Here is an 18,100-nt window from a genome sequence, read left to right on the forward strand (position 1 = left end):
GGGCGGCAGGGTCCTAGTGTGGCGGCATGCATTCCCTTCGACGATGGTCGCCGGCGGGAGATGTGCAAGGAGACAGGACAATGAGCCCCATCAGGACAGGCTTGATCTTTGCCGCCACGCTGACGGCAGGCCTCGCGCTTACCATGCCGCTGCACGCCGACGACGGCTCGGCCGCCACCTACAAGGATATCGAGGCGGCGCTCGGCCAAGTTCCCACCATGTTCAAGGCGTTCCCGGAGGTCGGCATCGCCGGCGCCTGGGCCGAGTTCAAATCGCTGCAGCTCAATCCCGAAACGAAGCTGGACGGCAAGACGAAGGAACTGCTCGGGCTCGCCGTGTCGTCGCAAATCCCCTGCCACTACTGCATCTATTTCCACACGGCGGCGGCCAAGCTCAACGGCGCGACGGACGAGGAAATCCGCGAGGCCGTGGCGATGGCCTCGATCGTGCGGCACTGGTCGACGGTGCTGAACGGCATGCAGGTCGACGAGGCGACGTTCCGAAAGGAGACGGATGAAATGCTCGCCCGCGCTGCCGCGATGGCGAAGAACTAGCAGCAGCCATGCTTCCCGCCCGGCGGCAACCGGGCAGGGGCCTCAACCCCGATCACGCCGCGACAGGCGGACATAGGAGGAAGACATGCTTCAGACCAAGGCCGTGGATGGCGCGGCGATCAAGAAGGCCATCGAAGGACGCGACGGCAAGATGCTGGCGAGCTTCTATGCGGACGACGCGGTCGTGTGCGTCATCGACAGGAACAACCCGCCGAGCAAGCCACGCGAGATTCGCGGCAGGCAGGCCATCGCCACCTTCTGGGACGACATCTGCAGCCGCGCAATGACCCATAAGGTCGATGCCACCATCGCCCAAGGCGACCACCTCGCCTTCACCCAGGCCTGCGCCTATCCGGACGGCACCCACGTCTTCTGCGCCGCCATCCTCGACCTCTCCAACGGCCGCATAGCCCGCCAGACGGTCGTGCAGGCTTGGGATGAATAGGCATTGGGGAGGGATGGCGCGCGGCTGCAGAGACGCGCGCCCAGCATCTGACGCCAGAACTTATAGAAAGCCGGCATTGATCGTTCTGCCCTTGCTATAGGGTCAACCGTCGTTATTGAGAAGATAGGTCACGCCGATCCGACCGATGAGGGCGCCGTCGTTACCCTAGCAAGCCAAGCGAGTTCCATAATTCAGCTTATGTGAGTTTATAGCAACCGCAGATGTATTCTATCTCCAGGTACGAGGCGCAACGCGTTCCGTGATCGCGAGCTATGGCCTGATTACGTTGAAGACCGCTCAGAGCTCGGTCATTGGCAGGACAGCCTTCTGATCTTCGAGCACGAGCTTGGCCACGCGCAGTTGGCTCTGCGACCCAAGCGTTCCATGGCAAACGGGTGGCGTTGAAGACGCAAGTTTCTGTGGGGAAATCCTACAGCGTCAACGTCAGAATATCCGATGTCGCACGCGACACACAAACGGTCAGGCAGGTCGTTCGCTCTTCCGGACTGAGGACAAAATCCTTATGCAGCACGTCACCTTGCGAATATTGGACGATGCAGGTGCCACATGAACCGGTCTCACACTGCGAATCAACATTGACGCCGTTTTCGCGGAGAACCTGGAGGATCGTCTGATCAGGGCCGATGGGAAAGTGCCGCCCTGTCGACTCGATCTTGACCTCGAATGCGGTCTGCCCTGTCGCCGCTGGGGCGAAGGATTCGAAGTGCACCTGCTTGCGATCGAAGCCACTCGTGGCGGCTTCGACCGAGCGCATCAGACCAACAGACCCACAGCAATAGACGTGAGCATCGGGATCGAGGCGCGACAAGACAGCGTCAAGGTTTATGCGGTTCTTCGGATCGCCACCGCTGTGATGGAAGGCGACCTTATTGGCCGGCAGGCGGGACAATCGCTTATGAAACGGGGTATCCTTGGCGCTGCGGGTGCAGAAGTGCAGTTCGTAGCTGGCCGAGGACTTTTCGAAGTGCTCGATCATCGAAAGAAAGGGGGTAATTCCGATGCCGCCTGCGATCATGACATGATGCTCAGCCTTCTGATCGACAGGGAAGGTGTTGAACGGTCCGGCGATATGGAGAATATCTCCAACCTTTACCTGCTCGTGCAGATAGACTGAGCCGCCAGCGCCATTCGGGTTCAGTCCCACGGCAATATGGTATTCGTCGCCCGGCGAGTTGTTGCACAAGGAATAATGCTTGGTGAGGCCGTTCGGAAGCTTGACCTTGAGATGTGCGCCAGGTTTCGACCTCGGCAACCGCGCGCCCGTTGCCGAAACGAGATAGAAAGACCGAACCGATGGCGACTCGATCATAATCCCTCTCACAAGGACAGGCATCCACGCTTCGTCGCCCGATTGGTCAATCGACGGTGGCGCGTCCGGGGCGATCCTCCGGCTTTCCGGCAATGCATCGAGCTGGTCGAACTCAGGCTTGAGATCGTTGAAACGACCCTGGAGGAGTGCACGCGTTGCGCTTCCCAGCACCTCGATCTTCGGCAATTCCTCCAGCACTCGCCGATTGGCGGTCTCCACGTAAAGGAAGTGCAGCAGGCGGTCGATCGGCCACTCCGGATGCGGGCGTTCAACGATCTTGAATTCGTCGCCGACTTTGAAATGACCATGCTCGAGAACGCGGTAATGCCAGCCCGTGCGCTTGGCCTCGTATGCTTTGCGCGCAATCGAGGGAAATCCCAATCTGGCATTGAGGGCATAGCCGGGTTCGAAAGGTTCGCTGACCTGCAGTAGCGCCGAGCCGAGACGGAGCTTATCTCCGATGCAGACGTCAGCCTCGTTCAGTCCGATGCCTGACAGGCTTTCAGTAAATGCACTTGGCTCGAAAAGGTGACCGGAATCCGGAAACTCGGTCTTCCAGAAAGTATAGTGATCTTCCGGATAGTGGAAGAGCACGCGATCGGGATGCTGGGCTGCTGCTGCGAGCGCCGAAGTGTCACCATCACACTTTGTTGTGACGGTCGTTCCGGCTTCATCCAGACACCATAAGCGGTTCAGCACCGCCCTTCCGGGCTGCTGCTGGTCTGTTGGGCTGCTCGTATTCTCGCTCATCACTGTGCCTTCGCGACCGTTTCACGCGCGCGGACCTGCGATTGCTCCGAGTGATCGGGTGCTTCCCTGATTTCGCAAATATACGACCGCAGCGGTGCTCCGCCGCTTATCGGATCGAGCCTGTCGTCGGACACCAGGCGGTTGAAATTGGGACCGCTGGTCGAAAAGGGATCGAAACCACTCAGGCCGAGCGCCTTGTTGCCCTGCCACCAGCCATATTGAGCAGACACGACGCGCGGATGGATTGCGGCATCGAACTTCAGTCGAAAGCGAGCCCGACCGTGCGGGGTGATGATCTCTACCCAATCGTTTTCCTTGAGCGAGCGCTCTTTCGCCGCATCCGGATGGACCGTCACCGCCGGGTCCGGCTGGCGTTTGCGCAGAGAGGCAATATGGCGGTCCTGGCTGTGCCGGTACTCTACGACCTTCGTTGATATGAGGATCAGGGGGTATCGGCCGCCATGTTGCTCCATCAACGGGAGGTACTGTTCGACAAAACGCGGCAGAGGATCATGGCCCTCATTGGCAAAAACCTCCGAGTAGATTTCCACCTTGCCTGTTGCCGTTTTCATCCCGTCGGTCAGGTAGCGTTTAAACCTTGTCTCATCGGCGATACTGATGCCGTTGGGTTCCTTACGCAGATCATCCAGCGTCAGCCCGAGTGGCTTGAGGATGTATTCTAGGCCGGCGGTAACGTCCCCGTCCCAGAATAGGTGTCCAAGGCTGAGGCGCTTGGCGATCTCGAACACGACGAAGGCGTCGGTACGGCTCTCGCCGAGCGGCGCGATGACGGCTTGCCGGAACTGGACCAGACGTTCGGACTTGTCGCTGCCCTCGAAGCCGACGCGCAGAGCATCGCGCTCCCACGGTGTGCAGATCGGCAGAACGATATCGGCATATGAGGCGGTCGGCGACATGGTCACGTCGATCTGAACGTGGAATTCGAGTTCTTTGAGCGCCTCGGCGCCTCGCTGAACGTTTGGGTGATTGACCAGGAAGTTTCGGCCAAATCCCATGAGCGCGCGTATCTTGTAAGGATCGCCCTTCAGGATCGCGTCGTACATCGAGTGCGACCCGATCCAGTTGTTTTTTGCGAGGCCGAGTTTCGATTGCTTCAGGCTGACGCATTTGGCCTGCTGCGCGAGCGACAAAAGATCCGGCCGTTCGACAGAGAATGCGGGCGGCTTGGCATAAACAACGTTCCCGCCTGGAACATCGAAGCTTCCCGTCAACGCCATAAGCAGCGCGACCGCGCGATCGGTCTGCGTCGCATTGCTGTGCTGACCGATCCCGGTCCAGCCGTAGTAACAGACAGGACCGGAGGTCCCGATGAGCTTGGCAGTCGCATCGATCTGCTCTGCCGGGATCCAACAGATTTCCTCAATGACCTCAGGTGTGTATTCGTCGCATAGCTGCGCATAGAGAGAGAAGGCCGAGCGGCATCGAACATGGTTGCCGTTGGCGAGTTCGATCTCCATGTCCCCCCAGAGATCAGGCGTGAGGTCGGTCCCTGCGTACGCTTTTGTCTTCGTAGAATAAGCGATCAGGTCGCGCGAACCCGACGCGACTGCCAGGAGGTCGTCGGGGCCGGCACTTACCTGGGACTTGACTTCCCTGACCCGCAGAAAACGCTCGGTGTCCTGACGCACCAGAAGCGGACCGTTCGACCAGTCGCGAATGAACTCCTCGTCGAACCACCCGTGGCGGATCATCGAGCGCGCAAGGCCCAGTGCGAGCGCGCCGTCCGATCCCGGCCGCACGCGTATCCACTGGTCGGCTCTCGACGCGAAGCCGACACGTCGCGGATCGATCACGATCAATTTCGCACCGCGTGCCTTCGCGGCCGCCGTTGCGGTGGCATGATCGAGCCAGGTCGCGCTCGGATTGTGGCCCCAGAGGAGCACGCAGTTGGTGTTGACAAAATCCGGGGCCGACATGCCCCTGCCAAAGGTATAGGCGTGGGCTTGATCCTTGTGCCAATTGCATAGTTCGGTGCCATTTGCCGAATTGGGCGTACCGAAGACGTTGGCGAAACGCTCGATCCAGCGGATGTCGTCGGAGATCGCGGTGCCGCTTGGCGTGGCGAGGCCGATAGCCACCGCCTCCGGCCCGTAATTGTCGCGAATGCGCGCGAGTTCGTTGCCGATGCGATCGAGCGCCTCGTCCCAAGGGATACGCGTCCAGCCTGGATCAGCGCTCCCTTTCGGGTTGGTACGCATCACCGGATAGAGCAGCCGATCGTCATTATAGACCATCTCCGGTGCTGCCTTGCCCTTGACGCAAAGAGACTTGCCGGTCGGATGTTCGGGATTGGCCTCCTGGGCAACGAACTTTCCATCACGCGTGACCATGATCGAGCCGCACCGGGATTTACAAAGGGCGCAAAACCCCGGAACGCGTTGCGTTGCCATTCCTACCTCCATCCTTCACCTGGTCTGCCCGCATCTGATGCATAGGCCTCCTGCTCGGCTCTCATGGCATCAATGTCGCGGCTCTGACGCACGAGCGGCAGCGTTACGCTACGAAGCGTCAATTCATGATTGGCGGGCGTCTTGAGAAGCCCCTTCCCCGTTGCGCGCGGCGGCGCCGGCAACGGTCTTCAGTCAATATTGAACTGGCCGTCAGGCATTGTTCAAAGCAAGCATGGTTTGATCTCGCGTCGGGATCGAGGGCTGAGCTCCCGGGGTCAAGCATGCAAGGCTGGCTGCCACGACTGCAGTCTTGGCGCACTCTCGAAGCGAAGAACCGGCATCCATCGCGGCCGCGAGAAAGCCGCAGAACGTATCGCCAGCACCAACAGTGTCGATGGGCTCGATGATGGGTGCTTCAATTTCAAAGTATTCCTCGGGCGACGCCACACATACGCCGAGCGGGCCTCTCGTCACCACCATGGTCTGCCGATATCGGCGACTTCTCTCCTGCATCGATTCAGCCATGTCGCCCTCGCCACTCAGTTGCGCCCACTCGCGCTCGTTGGCTATGACGATATCCGCCAGTTCCGCCAAAGCTGGCGAATTTTCCCCAAAAGGCGAGACATTCAGAATTGTCCTAACACCTGCCTCGCACGCCAGCTCGAGTGCGGCTTTCGTGGTTTCGGTCGGGATCTCTTGCTGCAAGACGAGAAAGCCACCTTTCGCCTGAGAGACGGCTTTCACGGCCATCTCGACATCGACAAGACCATTGGCGCCGCTGCTCACCACGATGACGTTTTCGCCTCGGTTGTCGACGTAGATGTTGGCGGAGCCGGTTTCCTCCTGCACAGTCGCCACATCGGAAATAACAACGCCTGCCTCGATCAATTCGGAAAGCGCTCTTTCGGCATATTGATCGTTTCCTGAAGCCCCGACGATCGCAACATCAGCACCGGCTCGTCGTGCGGCCAGCGCCTGATTGGCACCCTTGCCGCCGGCAAAATAGCGCCGGTTGATCGCATGGACGGTCTCGCCGGCCAGTGGCAATCTTTCGACCTCGAAGCGGATATCGATGTTGATGGAACCCAAAACCACAATCATAGAAACTCCCAATTCCGGTATGCGACGTCGCGTGAAAGGAAAAGGCCAGCCCCTTTCATGGCAACGGGCTTCCGCTGATAGTCGGTGACCGCTTTTCGCAAGAGCGTGCCCGTGGCGCTGAAAGGCAAAGGGTACGCCCGGACGGCGATGTCGAATTGCAAAACCATATCAGGTCCTTACGATCACGGCCCCGACTGCGTAATGTCATAGCGCGCGGCAAACGCCTTCGCGACATTGATATCTGTCAGCGCGGGAACAATGCTCTCGGGATGCGGGAAACCATAGTAATAGGCGTCTGCGGCCCGTTCGTCGGCCCTTGCGGTGTCCAGCACGATCTGAGTGGCGGGCGAGGCAGGCTCAAGGAAAATGCGGGTCAGGTCGCAGCCACCGCGGCCGTACTTCTCCCACATGCCGTAATTGACCTCGGTCATCCAGATTTCATCGAAGGCTGCTTCGCCGTGACGCACTATCTCCTGCGAGAGAAATTTGGCGCTGCGGCTGGCGAAATTACCGCCCTGGCCGCAGATCGGGTCGAAGGTGATGGCGGTATCGCCGACCGGCATGATCAGCCCGCCGGACGGAAGACGTCCGAAAGCCTTGCGCACCATGGGGGCAAAGCGCCCGACCAGCCAGCCATAGGGGTCTTCCTCGACATATTCCATGTCGTCGGCCATGTGATGTTCCCAAGGCGCGAACTCGCGAATGATGTTTCGCGCATGTTCGGTGACCTCCACGCCGGACTTGCAGTCCTTGAACCTGTCGAGGCCACTCCCCTCGCGTGCCTCGAAGAGAATCCCGTAGGTCGCGCCTGCGGTTTTGTGATTATAGGGCACCCAAAAGTACTCGCCGGAATCGGCAAAGAAGTCGAACTTCGTCGAGTTGTACGGCGTTCGGTGGGAAAACCAGTCCCGAACGTGCTTGCCAGACTTGCTGCGGACAATCGTCATAGCGAGATTGCGCTGCGGCCGATCATAGAAGCTGCGATGCGGGTCGCGGGGAATAAGCCGTCCGAGATCGGCCTTGCCGGCGGCCAGGATCGTCAGGTCGTTTTCAGTCGCGATTTTATCGACACGCTCGGGCGTGACACTCTCGATGACAAGTTTGCCGCCGATGGATTCCAGATCCTCCAGCCAACGGTGTATGCGCAACCGTTGATCAATCGCGCCGCCACTCCGGCCGTATTCGATGCGGCCCTTCATGACCGTGGCATCCGGATCGCTGGCGAACCGTGCGCTTTCAAGCAAGACGCCTTCCGCGGGGAACATATCGTGGGACCAGAAATCCATACCGAGTTCGCGCTCGATATCAATCACCTCGGCGTAAAGGCATGCCGTGCCGGTCGGAGCACAATGGTTCAGCCACTGGTCCGGCGTCTTGTCGGAGTACAGCGTCACGTCATAGCCCTGTTTCACGAGTGAATAGGCAAGAATGCAACCGGCCTGGCCGGAGCCGATGATAGCGATCTTTCTCATCCGTATGTTCCCTTTTTACGAGCCGTTCCGGCTCATGGCAGTTTGGACGCCTCGATACGTATGAACAATCGGCTCAAGCCTGTTTTCCTCCACCGGACCCAGCTCTGCACCTGAGAAGAGGTTTGCCCGCCCGCCGCGACAAGGTCGGGCAAACCTGCAATTGCGGGATTGCTATGCCTTCGCCTTCGTCAGCCGCTCGATAGAATCGACAATCATGTCGCAGAATTTCGCATGATCGAGCGTCATCGCCACGTTGTGGCGATAGTCGGTCTGCTCGACCGCTGTACCGCCGAAATGGTGCATGCCGCCCATTTTTTCGAAGTTGCAGACGGTCATGCCCTTGGTCCAACGACCGGCAGTTTCAACACGGATATCGGCCTTTTCGGTGGTGAGAACGGCGGGGTCGATCAAGGCGGCCACGCAGACCGCGTCATGAATGGCGGGATAGGCGATCTGCAGCAGACCCCCATGCGTCGTCGCGATGAATTCCCAGATGTCGAGGATGAACTTGCTGATCGGTCCGCCGATAGCACGCACCCTGTCCTGGAGATCGGGCGTGGCCAATGCCTGGGTCTGCGTGAGGTCGAGTCCGACCATCGTGACCTCCCAGTTGGCGCGGAACACGACATCGGCGGCCTCGGCGTCCGCATAGATGTTGAATTCTGCCGTGGGCGTGATGTTGCCGCGTGTATAGGCGCCACCCATCCCGATGACCCGCTTCACGCGCTCAATGATACGTGGCTCCTTGCGGATGGCGAGCCCGATGTTCGTCCAGGGACCGACCGGCACGAGCGTAACCGTCTTTGGTTCGTGCTCCATCACGGTGTCGATGATGAAATCGATGGCGTGCCGCTTGTCGAGATCGAACGATGCGGGCGGCAGTTCCGGGCCGTCGAGACCGGTTTCGCCATGAATCTCGATGGCCAGAACCTGTTCGGCGATCATCGGCTGGGGCGAGCCCTTGGCCACCGGCACCCTGATGCCATAGGCGGTGCAGGTGGACAGCGCGTTGCGCGTGGTGTTGTCGACATTGTGGTTGCCCGACACCGTGGTGATGCCGAGCAGGTGGATGGCGGGATTGGCCGCCGCCAGCAGGATCGCGATGGCATCGTCGTGCCCGGGATCGCAATCCAGTATGATCTTTTCCATGAAATTCTCCATCTTGCTTTGTCGCGGTTGTGGAATGGTTGGTTCAAACGGCGTGCCCGCCATCGGCCGGATTGATGAATCCGCTCCACGCAACAGGCGAAAGCTCGCGCGTCAGCGCAGCACCAAGCCCGAAGAACCGACCAGTTGGGTTTTTCTTCACATATCGTTCTTGATCGAATGGATGAGACGATGAATCCCGTCCTTGAGCGGCACGGCGGGCACGTAGCCAAGCTCCCGTCGTGCCGCGTCGATGCTGAGGCGCCCGAGTGTTATGTCCTCGGGGTCGGCGCCCGGATCGAGCTTGATATCCGCCGAGGGAATGGCTTCGCGGATAATCGAAGCGGCCTCGTCGATCGTCGGGTTTTCGCCGGCGCTGAGATTGAACACGCGCGTTGACGGTGATTGGACGTCAAGGGCGAGAAGCATGCCGCTGACGATATCGCCCACGTGGACCCATTGCCGTGGGAAACCATCTCCGTAAGGCAGGTGGGTCGGGAGGCCTTGCAGCGCGTTCGTCACCATCAAGCGCAGCACGCAGCTTGTCCTGCGCCGCGGGCCGTAGACGCCTGCAATCCGAAGCACGATCGCATCGACATTGTGCTCCTCGGCGTAGGAAAGAACGATCGCCTCCCCTGCAACCTTGCTGGAGGCGTAGCACTGCCGCGTCAGAAGCGGATGGCTTTCCGTAATGTTGTCTTCCGGCTGGTTGCCGTAGACCGTCAGGGACGAGCAGAACAGCAGGCGGCAGGGGTGGCCAAGCAATGTTCGTAGGCGGGCGACTTCCGCTACATCGATCGTGCCGCCAACATTGATATCGAACAGTGCGGCCGGATTGTCGCGGCCGAGCATCGGCCCGGAGACGCCACCGCAGTGAACGATGGCATCGATCGCGAAGCGCGCCGCAAGCTCGTGCAGTTTGTGGGTATCACCGATATCGAGCGCGAAAGCGGTTTCGGTCAACGCCTTGACGTCGGAGACCGTCCTGTCCACCGCGACGACCTGGCGACCTTCACGCACCAAGCGCTCGACGATTTCATAGCCGATCAAGCCATTGGCGCCTGTCACGAGTACGGATTCACGCATTCAGATTCCTCCCTCTGGGTGGTTGAATGACCCCAGGGTCATACGACGTCAAAGTTCCAGCTTCCGTGCCGGTTTCGCCTACGAAGGCTGCGGATACCCACTATGACCAAGGCAAGAACGGTGACCACATAAGGGATCAACTGCAAGAGTTGCGGCGCGATGCCCGTGATCTGAGGAAGCCGGATCGAAAGGGCCGAGGCAGCACCGAAGAGCAACGCCAGAAGTGCGGTCGCGTAGGGGTTCCCCTTGGCAAAGATGATAGCGGCGATCGCAATGAGCCCACGGTCGTTTGTCATCTGCTTTGCGAACAGCGAGACATAGCCGAGCGACAGGTAGGCGCCCGCCAGTCCGCAGAAGAAGCCCGATGCCAGCATCGTCTGGATCTTGATGCGATCGACCCTGATGCCCGCCGCGGCGGCAGCAGCCTCAGCCTCGCCGACGACGCGGACCCGCAATCCCCACTGCGTTTTGTACAGAACCCAAAAGACGATCGGGATCGCGATATAGGCGACATATACGAGCAGCGTATGACCGCTGATCGCCGCACCGATGAAGGGAATATCTTTTACAAGGGGGATATCAATGGTCGGGAAGACGGGGATCGCGTTGGACGTGAACATTCCATCCTGCCCGAAGATACCTTCCAGCAGCAACGCGGTCAGGCCATAGGCAATGAAGGTGACAGCAATACCCGCAATGAAGATATGCGCCCTGAATCTGAGGTTGAAGACCACCAGGAGAGCGGCCAACAGCATGGAACATATAATTGCTGCAAAGATACCCACCGTCAGGCTTCCCGTCGCATAAGCGAACGCCACGGCGGCGAAAGCCGCAACGATCATGAAACCGTCCAGTGCAATGTTCAGGATACCCGCCTGGTAGGTCAACAGCCCGCCAAGGGCCGCCAGAACCAGCGGCGCCGATATGCGCAGAGATGAAAAGACAAGTTCTTCGATCATATCAATGCTCCTGGATAGCGGGTTTCTGATCGGTGGCAGGCGCGGCCTTCTTGCGGAGGCCAGGCTTGCGGCGCCAGGTGAACTGGGCTGCAAGAACGAGGACCACGATGAACTGGAGAACCTGCACGAAATATTTGCTGAGGCCGGTCGTCATCTGCAACACGGCGCTTCCGCCAGTCAGCGTTCCGAAAAGAAAGGAAGCGAGGATCACGCCGAGGGGATTGGAGCTGGCAAGCATTGCGACCGCGATGCCATCGAACCCAAATCCCGGTGAGAAGTTGTCGTAAAAGGCGTGGTACTGACCAAGCACCTGCTCGACGCCGGCCAGGCCCGCCACGCCGCCGCTTACCATCATGACCCAGAGGGCGTTGGCTTTCACATCGATCCCGCCATAGTGCGCAAAGCGCGGATTGAGACCAATCAGCTTCCAGACGAAACCGCGCACCGTCGTCGCGTTGAAGATCGCGAAGACGATACAGACGAAGATCCCCAGGATGATGCCGGCATTGAGCTGCGAATAGATCGAAAACGACGGCAGATAGGCTGTCTCGGCGATATCCGGCAGCTTGTTCGTCGGCCCCGGCGCCTTCAAGGCTCTCGTGGAGACGTATCCCGTCAGGAGCAGCGCGATAGGATTGAGCATGAGGCAGACGACCAGCTCGTTGACGCTGAGATATACCCTCAAAAGTGCGGGTATCAAGGCCCAAAGCATGCCACCAAGGAAGCCGAGTAAGATGCACAACGGGAGGTGCACAATCATCGGCAGACCGGTGAATTGGTATCCCGCAACGCCGGCAAACAGCGCGCCGATCAACATCTGCCCTTCCGCCCCGATGTTCCAAAGCCCTGCCCTAAAAGCGATCGCAACGGCCAGTCCCGTAAAGAGAAGCGGTGTCATCATCTGCAGGGTGACCGACAGATTGGGCCACCCGGACAAACCGCCCGCAAGAAGCGTCTGATAGACCTCCAGCGGATTGCGCCCGAGCAGCGCGATAAGGACAGCACCGACGATGACGGCGGTGACGATGGCAAAGGCCGGGGCGACCAAGGCGGACATCGACTGTTTGATCAAGGTCTTCAGGTTTTCCATGTCGCTTATCCCTCGGTTGCTGGCGCTGCAGATGTCTGCTCGGCTGGACTGGGATGCGCGTCCTCATGGAGACCACCCATAAATCGGCCGATCTCCTCGTAGCTGGTTTCCGTGGTCGCGAGGTCGGCGACAGCCTTCCCCCGATACATGACGATGATCCTGTCGGAGAGCGCCATGACCTCATCGAGGTCTGCCGAGACGACGAGAACGGCCTTTCCGGCGTTTCGCATCGCCACCAGAACTTTGTGTATCGATTCAATCGCACCGATATCGACGCCTTGCGAGGGTTGCTCGACGACAATCAGCGTGGCATCGCGGCTCAGCTCGCGGGCAATCTGGATCTTCTGCTGATTGCCTCCGGACAGCGAACCGGCTGACGCAAACATGCCTCCGCCGCGAACGTCATAGGCCTGTATCAGCTTGTCGGCACGTTCCTGCGCACGGCGTGCCAACAGAAAAGGTCCGCTCGAAACCTCGTCCAGATGGCCGACCATCAAATTCTCCCAAAGCGGGCTTTGGAGCGACAACCCGAGTCCACCCCGGTCCGCAGGGACATAGGCGAGCTTCGCATCGCGCGCGGTGCACGGATTTGCAGAAGCGGCAACCGAGCCGATTTCAATCACCCCCGACGGCGGTGTGCGAAGGCCCGCGATACACTCGACCAACTCGTCCTGACCGTTGCCCTGGACACCAGCGATACCGACAATTTCACCGGCGCGTACCTTGAGCGAGAGGTCATCGACCGCCTTTTCCCCGCGATCGCCATAGGCGATCAGATTGCGCACCTCGAGGATCGGCTGACCGACGTCCCGCGGTGCCGACTTGTCGACACGAAGCAGAACCGATCGTCCGACCATTTCGTTCGCAATGTCCTGCGCCGTGACGTTCTGGTTGTCGAAAGTCCGCATGATGCGGCCTCGCCGCATGACGGAAATCCGGTCGGAAACCGCCAGGACCTCGCGCAACTTATGGCTGATAAAGATAATCGAGCAGCCGCTGGCAGCCAGCGAGCGCATGGTATTGAAAAGCTCGCGCGTCTCGTTCGGCGTCAACACCGCGGTCGGCTCGTCGAGGATCAGGACTTCAGCGCTGCGATAGAGTGCCTTCAGGATTTCGACGCGCTGGCGGAGACCGACAGGAAGCTTCCCGACGATGGCCTTCGGGTCAAGCTCGAGATCGAAGCGCCTGCTCAGTTCGCGTGTCTCGGCCTCGGCGCGGGCAAAATCCACTTGGCCCAGTCCCTTCATCGGTTCAGAACCGAGGACGATGTTCTCGGCAACGGTGAAGGAGGGCGAGAGCTTGAAGTGCTGGTGGACCATCCCAACACCCGCACGGATGGCGTCAGCCGGACCGCTGAAACGCACCTCCTGACCGCGGAGAAGGACATCGCCGCCATCTCTGGCGTGAATCCCGTAGAGAATATTCATCAGCGTCGACTTGCCGGCGCCGTTCTCACCCACAAGTGCGTGGATTTCGCCTTTGCGTATCGTCATGGACGCGTTTTCTATGGCGACCAACTTTCCGAAGGACTTGGAAATATTGTCGATGACAACGATGTCGCTTTGCGTATCGGCCATGCTGCTTCTCCTGGCTTGAGGTGTCGTGCCCGGGGCTTCGCATTTGACGCGCGCCCCGGGCATCCGGGAGGAGCTTCGGTGCTAGTTGCCGGACGGCCGATCGATGGCCGGGTTGCCCATCTGCTTTGCGGACGGGTCGAGCTCGATGTAGTTCGGCACGACGATCTCGCCGGAAATCACCTTGGCCTTCAGGTCGTCCATCACCTTGAGGGTCTCATCGGAGATCAGTCCCTTGTTGTTGTCGTCCATGGCCGCCTCGACGCCGCCTTCCTTGAGGCCGTATTCCTTGTTGGCGCCGCCCTTGAACGTGCCCTCGACGACCGATTTGACAATGTCATAGGCAACAACATCGACGCGTTTCATCATGGAGGTGAGAACAGTGCCGGGGGCCATGCCGTTCTGGTTGGAGTCGACGCCGATGGCGAAGGTCTTGGTGCTCTTGGCGGCGTCGATGACGCCGGCGCTTGTCAGTCCGGCGACGGCGAAATTGATGTCCGAGCCGTCATTGATTGCGGCGAGCGTGTACTCTTTGCCTGCGGCCGGATCGGTGAACGTTCCGGAGTAGCTCTCGATGACCTTGATGTCAGGCTTTGCGATCTTCGCGCCGTAGTAGTAGCCATTGAAGAAGCGATGGATCACCGGGATATCCTTGCCGCCGACAAAACCGATCGTGCCGGTTTTGGACGTCAATGCGGCAGCGACGCCCACAATGAACGACCCCTCCCAGTCCTTGGCAACGCCGCCGACCACGTTGGGCGCAATCGGATCCGATCCGACGTCGATGATTCCGAACTTCTGATCCGGAAACGCTTCGGCAGCCGCCTTCATCGGCGCAATCATGTCAAAGGACGCGCCCAGAACAAGATCGAAGTTCTGCCCGGCAGCCCGGACCAGTGAAGACTGGAAGTCGGAAACGGCACGCGGCTGAATAACGACATAGTCGATGCCAAGCTCATCCTTGGCCTTCTTGAGGCCGGCATTGATCATGTCGTTGAAGGACTGATCCCCCAGGCCGCCTTCGGCCGTGACAAAAGCGACGCGCGTTGCAGCCTGCGCCATTGTGGCCAAGGCGCCGACAGAGAGCGCCACGCACAGCATTGCTGTCTTGAAAACCTTCATCGTCATTCCCCTTTTGGTTTTTGAGAACTTGCAGCGGCTCTCCCATATGTTCGTGGCCGCTTAACAAGATGATACGATCATATGTATCTTCGTATTTTTTTGTCAATACGAATTTTCGAATTGATTAATCGGCTAATCGACAGATGCGCGACCACGACTTCATGAAGGCCGGCGCGAAATCGCGTCGGCCAATTGAATCGGACGTGCACTCAATCAGCTGGCCTTGGCTTGCGTATCGGTAAGGGATGCGAACGTGTCCGACAGCATCGCCACGAAAGGCTCTCGCCTTGCATGGAACGCGACATGGCAGTTGGGGGCACGCTTGGTGCGCCGCTCATGATCGACGACTGTACGGCCAATCGTGTATTCTCCGATCGTCTCGACAACGACGTTGACATACTTCGTCTCGATGATGTCGCGCTCGATAAGCGCTGCCACGCACACGGCATCATGGACAGGCGCGGTCTGCGGCGTACCCGTGGGCTGGTTCGCCTCGTAGCCCCGGATCCGATGCTCGATGATATCGGCTGCGGCACGGCCCGCCGGGCTCTGCTGAGCCCGCAGCGCGTCGCACTGCGCCTGGGAAACCAGCGCCTCGTGCGTCGCATCCAACGGAACGAGCGTGATTTTACGGAACGGCGCCCGGAAAACCTGCGCGGCCGCCTCCGGGTCGGCCCAAATGTTGAATTCTGCTGACGGCGTGATGTTTGACTTGTCGATCGCACCGCCCATGATAATCAATTCCGCAACGTTTCCAGCGAATTGAGGGTCGATAGCGATCGCTGCGGCGAGATTGGACAGCGGCCCGACGGCAACGAGGGTGATCTCGCCGGGCTGTTCGGCAAATACCTTGCTGAGGAAGGCCGGCGCGCTAACGCCTTTCTTGACGGAGACCGCTTCGGGAAGCGGCAAAACAGCCATGTGAACCTGTGGGTCACGCTTGGTCGACCGCGGCTCCGGGAACTCTTCACGGACAATCGGATGGGCCATTCCCTCATAGACGGGGATATCGCCGCGCCCTATCCAGTCGAGCGTCCTCAAGGTGTTGTCCGTGCAATTCTCCACCGGAATATTGCCGTTGACCGTTGTAATCGCAACGAGATCGAGTTGCGGGTGCAGGCCGGCCAACATGATGGCGATGGCATCATCCGTCCCAGTATCGACATCGAGAATTAGTTTCTTCCGCATTCGCTTCGCCTCCGCAGGGATTTCATGAGTGGGTCCGCGTCAAAATTTCGGACAGCGCACGCCCAGTAGGAAACGGAATTATTCGATAGTCAATACGAAGTTTGTATTTTTCGTATTGAGTAATGTGCCCAATGGCGTTTTCTGTTGAGCCGAATTCAATGATCCGCTATAGAAAATTTCCGATACCAAGGAGATTCCATGCGAAAGAAACTAGAGCTCGCACCAATTGACACCGCAGTATCGGAAGCGCGGTCGTTCGACGACGTGCCGGACGAGATTTACAATACTGTGGTCAACGCGATCCTGGATCGAGCGCTCGACCCCGGAACAAAGCTGCCGGAAGACGTATTTTGTACCCACTATGGCGTTAGCCGGACGATCGTAAGGGTTGCCATCCAGCGCCTTCAGCAGGATCGCCTGGTGGATTTGCAGCGCAACAAGGGCTGCTTCGTCGTCATTCCCGACCCGACTGAAGCAAGAGATATCATCTCAGCGCGCAAAGCGATCGAGCCCTACCTCGTTCAACGGCTCGTCAAGATCGCAACCGACGACGATCTGGCTGCCCTGAAGTCGCATGTGGATGCCGAGGACGAAGCCTATCACCGGAACGACAAGCGGGAAGCGCTGAGACTGTCGGGCCAGTTTCATATCCTCTTGAGCAACCTTGCCGACAATCGGGTGCTCGAAGTCTATCTTCGAAACCTCATTTCCCGATCAGCCCTGGTAATCGCGACCTACAGCGATGTGACGGGATGCTGCAAGGCTCATGACCATCGCCATCTTGTCGAGTTGCTGCAGAAGCGTGATGCCGCCTCGGCGGTGGCTCAGATGGGACGGCATCTCGATGATATCGAAAGGGACCTTCTTCAAGACAAAACGACCGAGGATCGGCCGAGCCTTGAGAGTGTCTTGATCAAATACGCCAAGGGCGGCACGGCGTTTCCGCCTGCCACGAAAAAGCGCCCTACCCGCAATGAGCCCGCGGTATGATGTTGAAGGGAAAAAATGCGCTCGTGATGGGCGGAGCCGTCGGCATAGGTCGCGCCGTCTGCATTGCATTCGGACAGGCGGGCGCAAATGTCGCCATTGCCGATTTTGGCCACCCGGACGAAAAGGCGTCCCTGCTGGCGGTGCTCGAAAATGGCGTGTCCAAGAACCTGGCCTGTGACGTGGATGTCACGGACGAGGCGTCGGTGGCAGCAACGATCCGGCAGGCGATCGATCATCTTGGTCACATCGACATCCTGGTGAACAATGCCGGCGTAACGAGCGGCGGCGCCCCTCTGCATGCGCAGGACTGGGATGTTTGGTCGCGTATTTTCGATGTCAACCTCAAAGGCGTCGCCTTTGGCATGAAGCACATGATCCCGCATATGCTGGAACGTGGCTATGGCCGGATCATTAACACCTCGTCACAGCTCGCGCACAAGCCGGTCGCCAATCATGGCGCCTATTGCGCGTCCAAGGCTGCTGTCACCGCGTTGACGGCAAGTGTGGCCCAGGAAGTGGCGCGCGCCGGCATTGCCGTCAATTGCGTGTGCCCTGGCATGACCAACACCGCCATGCTTCACGTCGGCGGAGCTGCGTTTGTGGAAGAGAAACTGAACGCCCTGCCCATTGGCCGTGCGGGCGAACCATCGGAGATCGCATCGACCTATGTCTATCTGGCGTCGGATGCTGCTGGGTTCTTCATCGGGCAAAGCCTTTCGCCAAACGGCGGAGACGTCATGTGGTAGAGCATGTTCCGGCTCAAAGCGCCTGACCGTGGTTTTCCGGTTGGAGCGTTAGCCTCCAGGGCAATAAGCCGATGCAAAACTTATGGTCATACGCCCAAAGATTGACGAGAGCGCCTGTAAATTCGCTGTAGGCCGC

General features: G+C 59.3%; 15 protein-coding genes. 4 read left to right on the forward strand and 11 right to left on the reverse strand.

Features of this window, described 5'->3' with window-relative positions; translation table 11 throughout:
- The first annotated feature begins 80 nt into the window (after positions 1 to 80).
- Positions 81 to 554, forward strand: a complete 474-nt coding sequence (locus AC1RWL_RS09440; RefSeq protein WP_493094408.1) for a carboxymuconolactone decarboxylase family protein — start codon at positions 81 to 83, stop codon at positions 552 to 554.
- Positions 555 to 639: 85 nt separating this feature from the next.
- Entirely contained in the window at positions 640 to 999 is a 360-nt protein-coding gene (locus AC1RWL_RS09445; protein WP_493094409.1) for a nuclear transport factor 2 family protein, read from the forward strand.
- A 430-nt stretch (positions 1,000 to 1,429) separates the two neighbouring features.
- Here the strand turns inward: AC1RWL_RS09445 and AC1RWL_RS09450 are convergent, their stop codons facing one another.
- The 11 genes from AC1RWL_RS09450 to AC1RWL_RS09500 form a co-directional block, all read right to left on the reverse strand.
- Positions 1,430 to 3,079: an MOSC domain-containing protein gene (locus AC1RWL_RS09450; RefSeq protein ID WP_493094410.1), complete on the reverse strand. Its 1,650-nt coding sequence runs from the start codon at positions 3,077 to 3,079 to the stop codon at positions 1,430 to 1,432.
- The gene (locus AC1RWL_RS09455; RefSeq protein WP_493094411.1) at positions 3,079 to 5,490 is read right to left on the reverse strand and encodes a molybdopterin-containing oxidoreductase family protein; all 2,412 of its coding nucleotides are present in this window, start codon (positions 5,488 to 5,490) and stop codon (positions 3,079 to 3,081) included. Before AC1RWL_RS09455 ends, AC1RWL_RS09450 begins: the two co-directional genes overlap by 1 nt.
- Positions 5,491 to 5,700: 210 nt before the next feature.
- Positions 5,701 to 6,591, reverse strand: a complete 891-nt coding sequence (locus tag AC1RWL_RS09460; RefSeq protein WP_493094412.1) for a ribokinase — start codon at positions 6,589 to 6,591, stop codon at positions 5,701 to 5,703.
- A 182-nt stretch (positions 6,592 to 6,773) separates the two neighbouring features.
- On the reverse strand, positions 6,774 to 8,063 hold the full coding sequence (locus AC1RWL_RS09465) for a styrene monooxygenase/indole monooxygenase family protein (RefSeq protein ID WP_493094413.1): 1,290 nt from the start codon (positions 8,061 to 8,063) through the stop codon (positions 6,774 to 6,776).
- A gap of 171 nt (positions 8,064 to 8,234) precedes the next feature.
- A complete protein-coding gene (locus AC1RWL_RS09470; RefSeq protein WP_493094414.1) occupies positions 8,235 to 9,275 on the reverse strand; it encodes a nucleoside hydrolase in 1,041 nt (346 codons plus the stop codon).
- A 93-nt stretch (positions 9,276 to 9,368) separates the two neighbouring features.
- A complete protein-coding gene (locus AC1RWL_RS09475; RefSeq protein WP_493094415.1) occupies positions 9,369 to 10,295 on the reverse strand; it encodes an NAD-dependent epimerase/dehydratase family protein in 927 nt (308 codons plus the stop codon).
- A gap of 38 nt (positions 10,296 to 10,333) precedes the next feature.
- The gene (locus AC1RWL_RS09480) at positions 10,334 to 11,254 is read right to left on the reverse strand and encodes an ABC transporter permease (protein WP_493094416.1); all 921 of its coding nucleotides are present in this window, start codon (positions 11,252 to 11,254) and stop codon (positions 10,334 to 10,336) included.
- A 1-nt stretch (position 11,255) separates the two neighbouring features.
- Positions 11,256 to 12,344, reverse strand: a complete 1,089-nt coding sequence (locus tag AC1RWL_RS09485) for an ABC transporter permease (RefSeq protein ID WP_493094417.1) — start codon at positions 12,342 to 12,344, stop codon at positions 11,256 to 11,258.
- Positions 12,345 to 12,349: 5 nt separating this feature from the next.
- A complete protein-coding gene (locus AC1RWL_RS09490) occupies positions 12,350 to 13,921 on the reverse strand; it encodes an ABC transporter ATP-binding protein (RefSeq protein ID WP_493094418.1) in 1,572 nt (523 codons plus the stop codon).
- 81 nt (positions 13,922 to 14,002) lie between these two features.
- Positions 14,003 to 15,040 (reverse strand): BMP family lipoprotein, encoded by a 1,038-nt coding sequence (locus AC1RWL_RS09495; RefSeq protein WP_493094419.1) that lies wholly within the window; start codon positions 15,038 to 15,040, stop codon positions 14,003 to 14,005.
- 213 nt (positions 15,041 to 15,253) lie between these two features.
- On the reverse strand, positions 15,254 to 16,228 hold the full coding sequence (locus AC1RWL_RS09500; protein WP_493094420.1) for a nucleoside hydrolase: 975 nt from the start codon (positions 16,226 to 16,228) through the stop codon (positions 15,254 to 15,256).
- Between the two features lie 198 nt (positions 16,229 to 16,426).
- Between AC1RWL_RS09500 and AC1RWL_RS09505 the strand changes: the two genes are divergently transcribed.
- The gene (locus tag AC1RWL_RS09505; protein ID WP_493094421.1) at positions 16,427 to 17,218 is read left to right on the forward strand and encodes a GntR family transcriptional regulator; all 792 of its coding nucleotides are present in this window, start codon (positions 16,427 to 16,429) and stop codon (positions 17,216 to 17,218) included.
- Complete coding sequence (locus AC1RWL_RS09510; protein WP_493094422.1) at positions 17,215 to 17,964, forward strand: SDR family NAD(P)-dependent oxidoreductase; 750 nt, start codon at positions 17,215 to 17,217, stop codon at positions 17,962 to 17,964. Before AC1RWL_RS09505 ends, AC1RWL_RS09510 begins: the two co-directional genes overlap by 4 nt.
- Positions 17,965 to 18,100: the final 136 nt, after the last annotated feature.

The sequence above is a fragment of the Shinella sp. GW821-FHT10F02 genome, assembly GCF_058809275.1.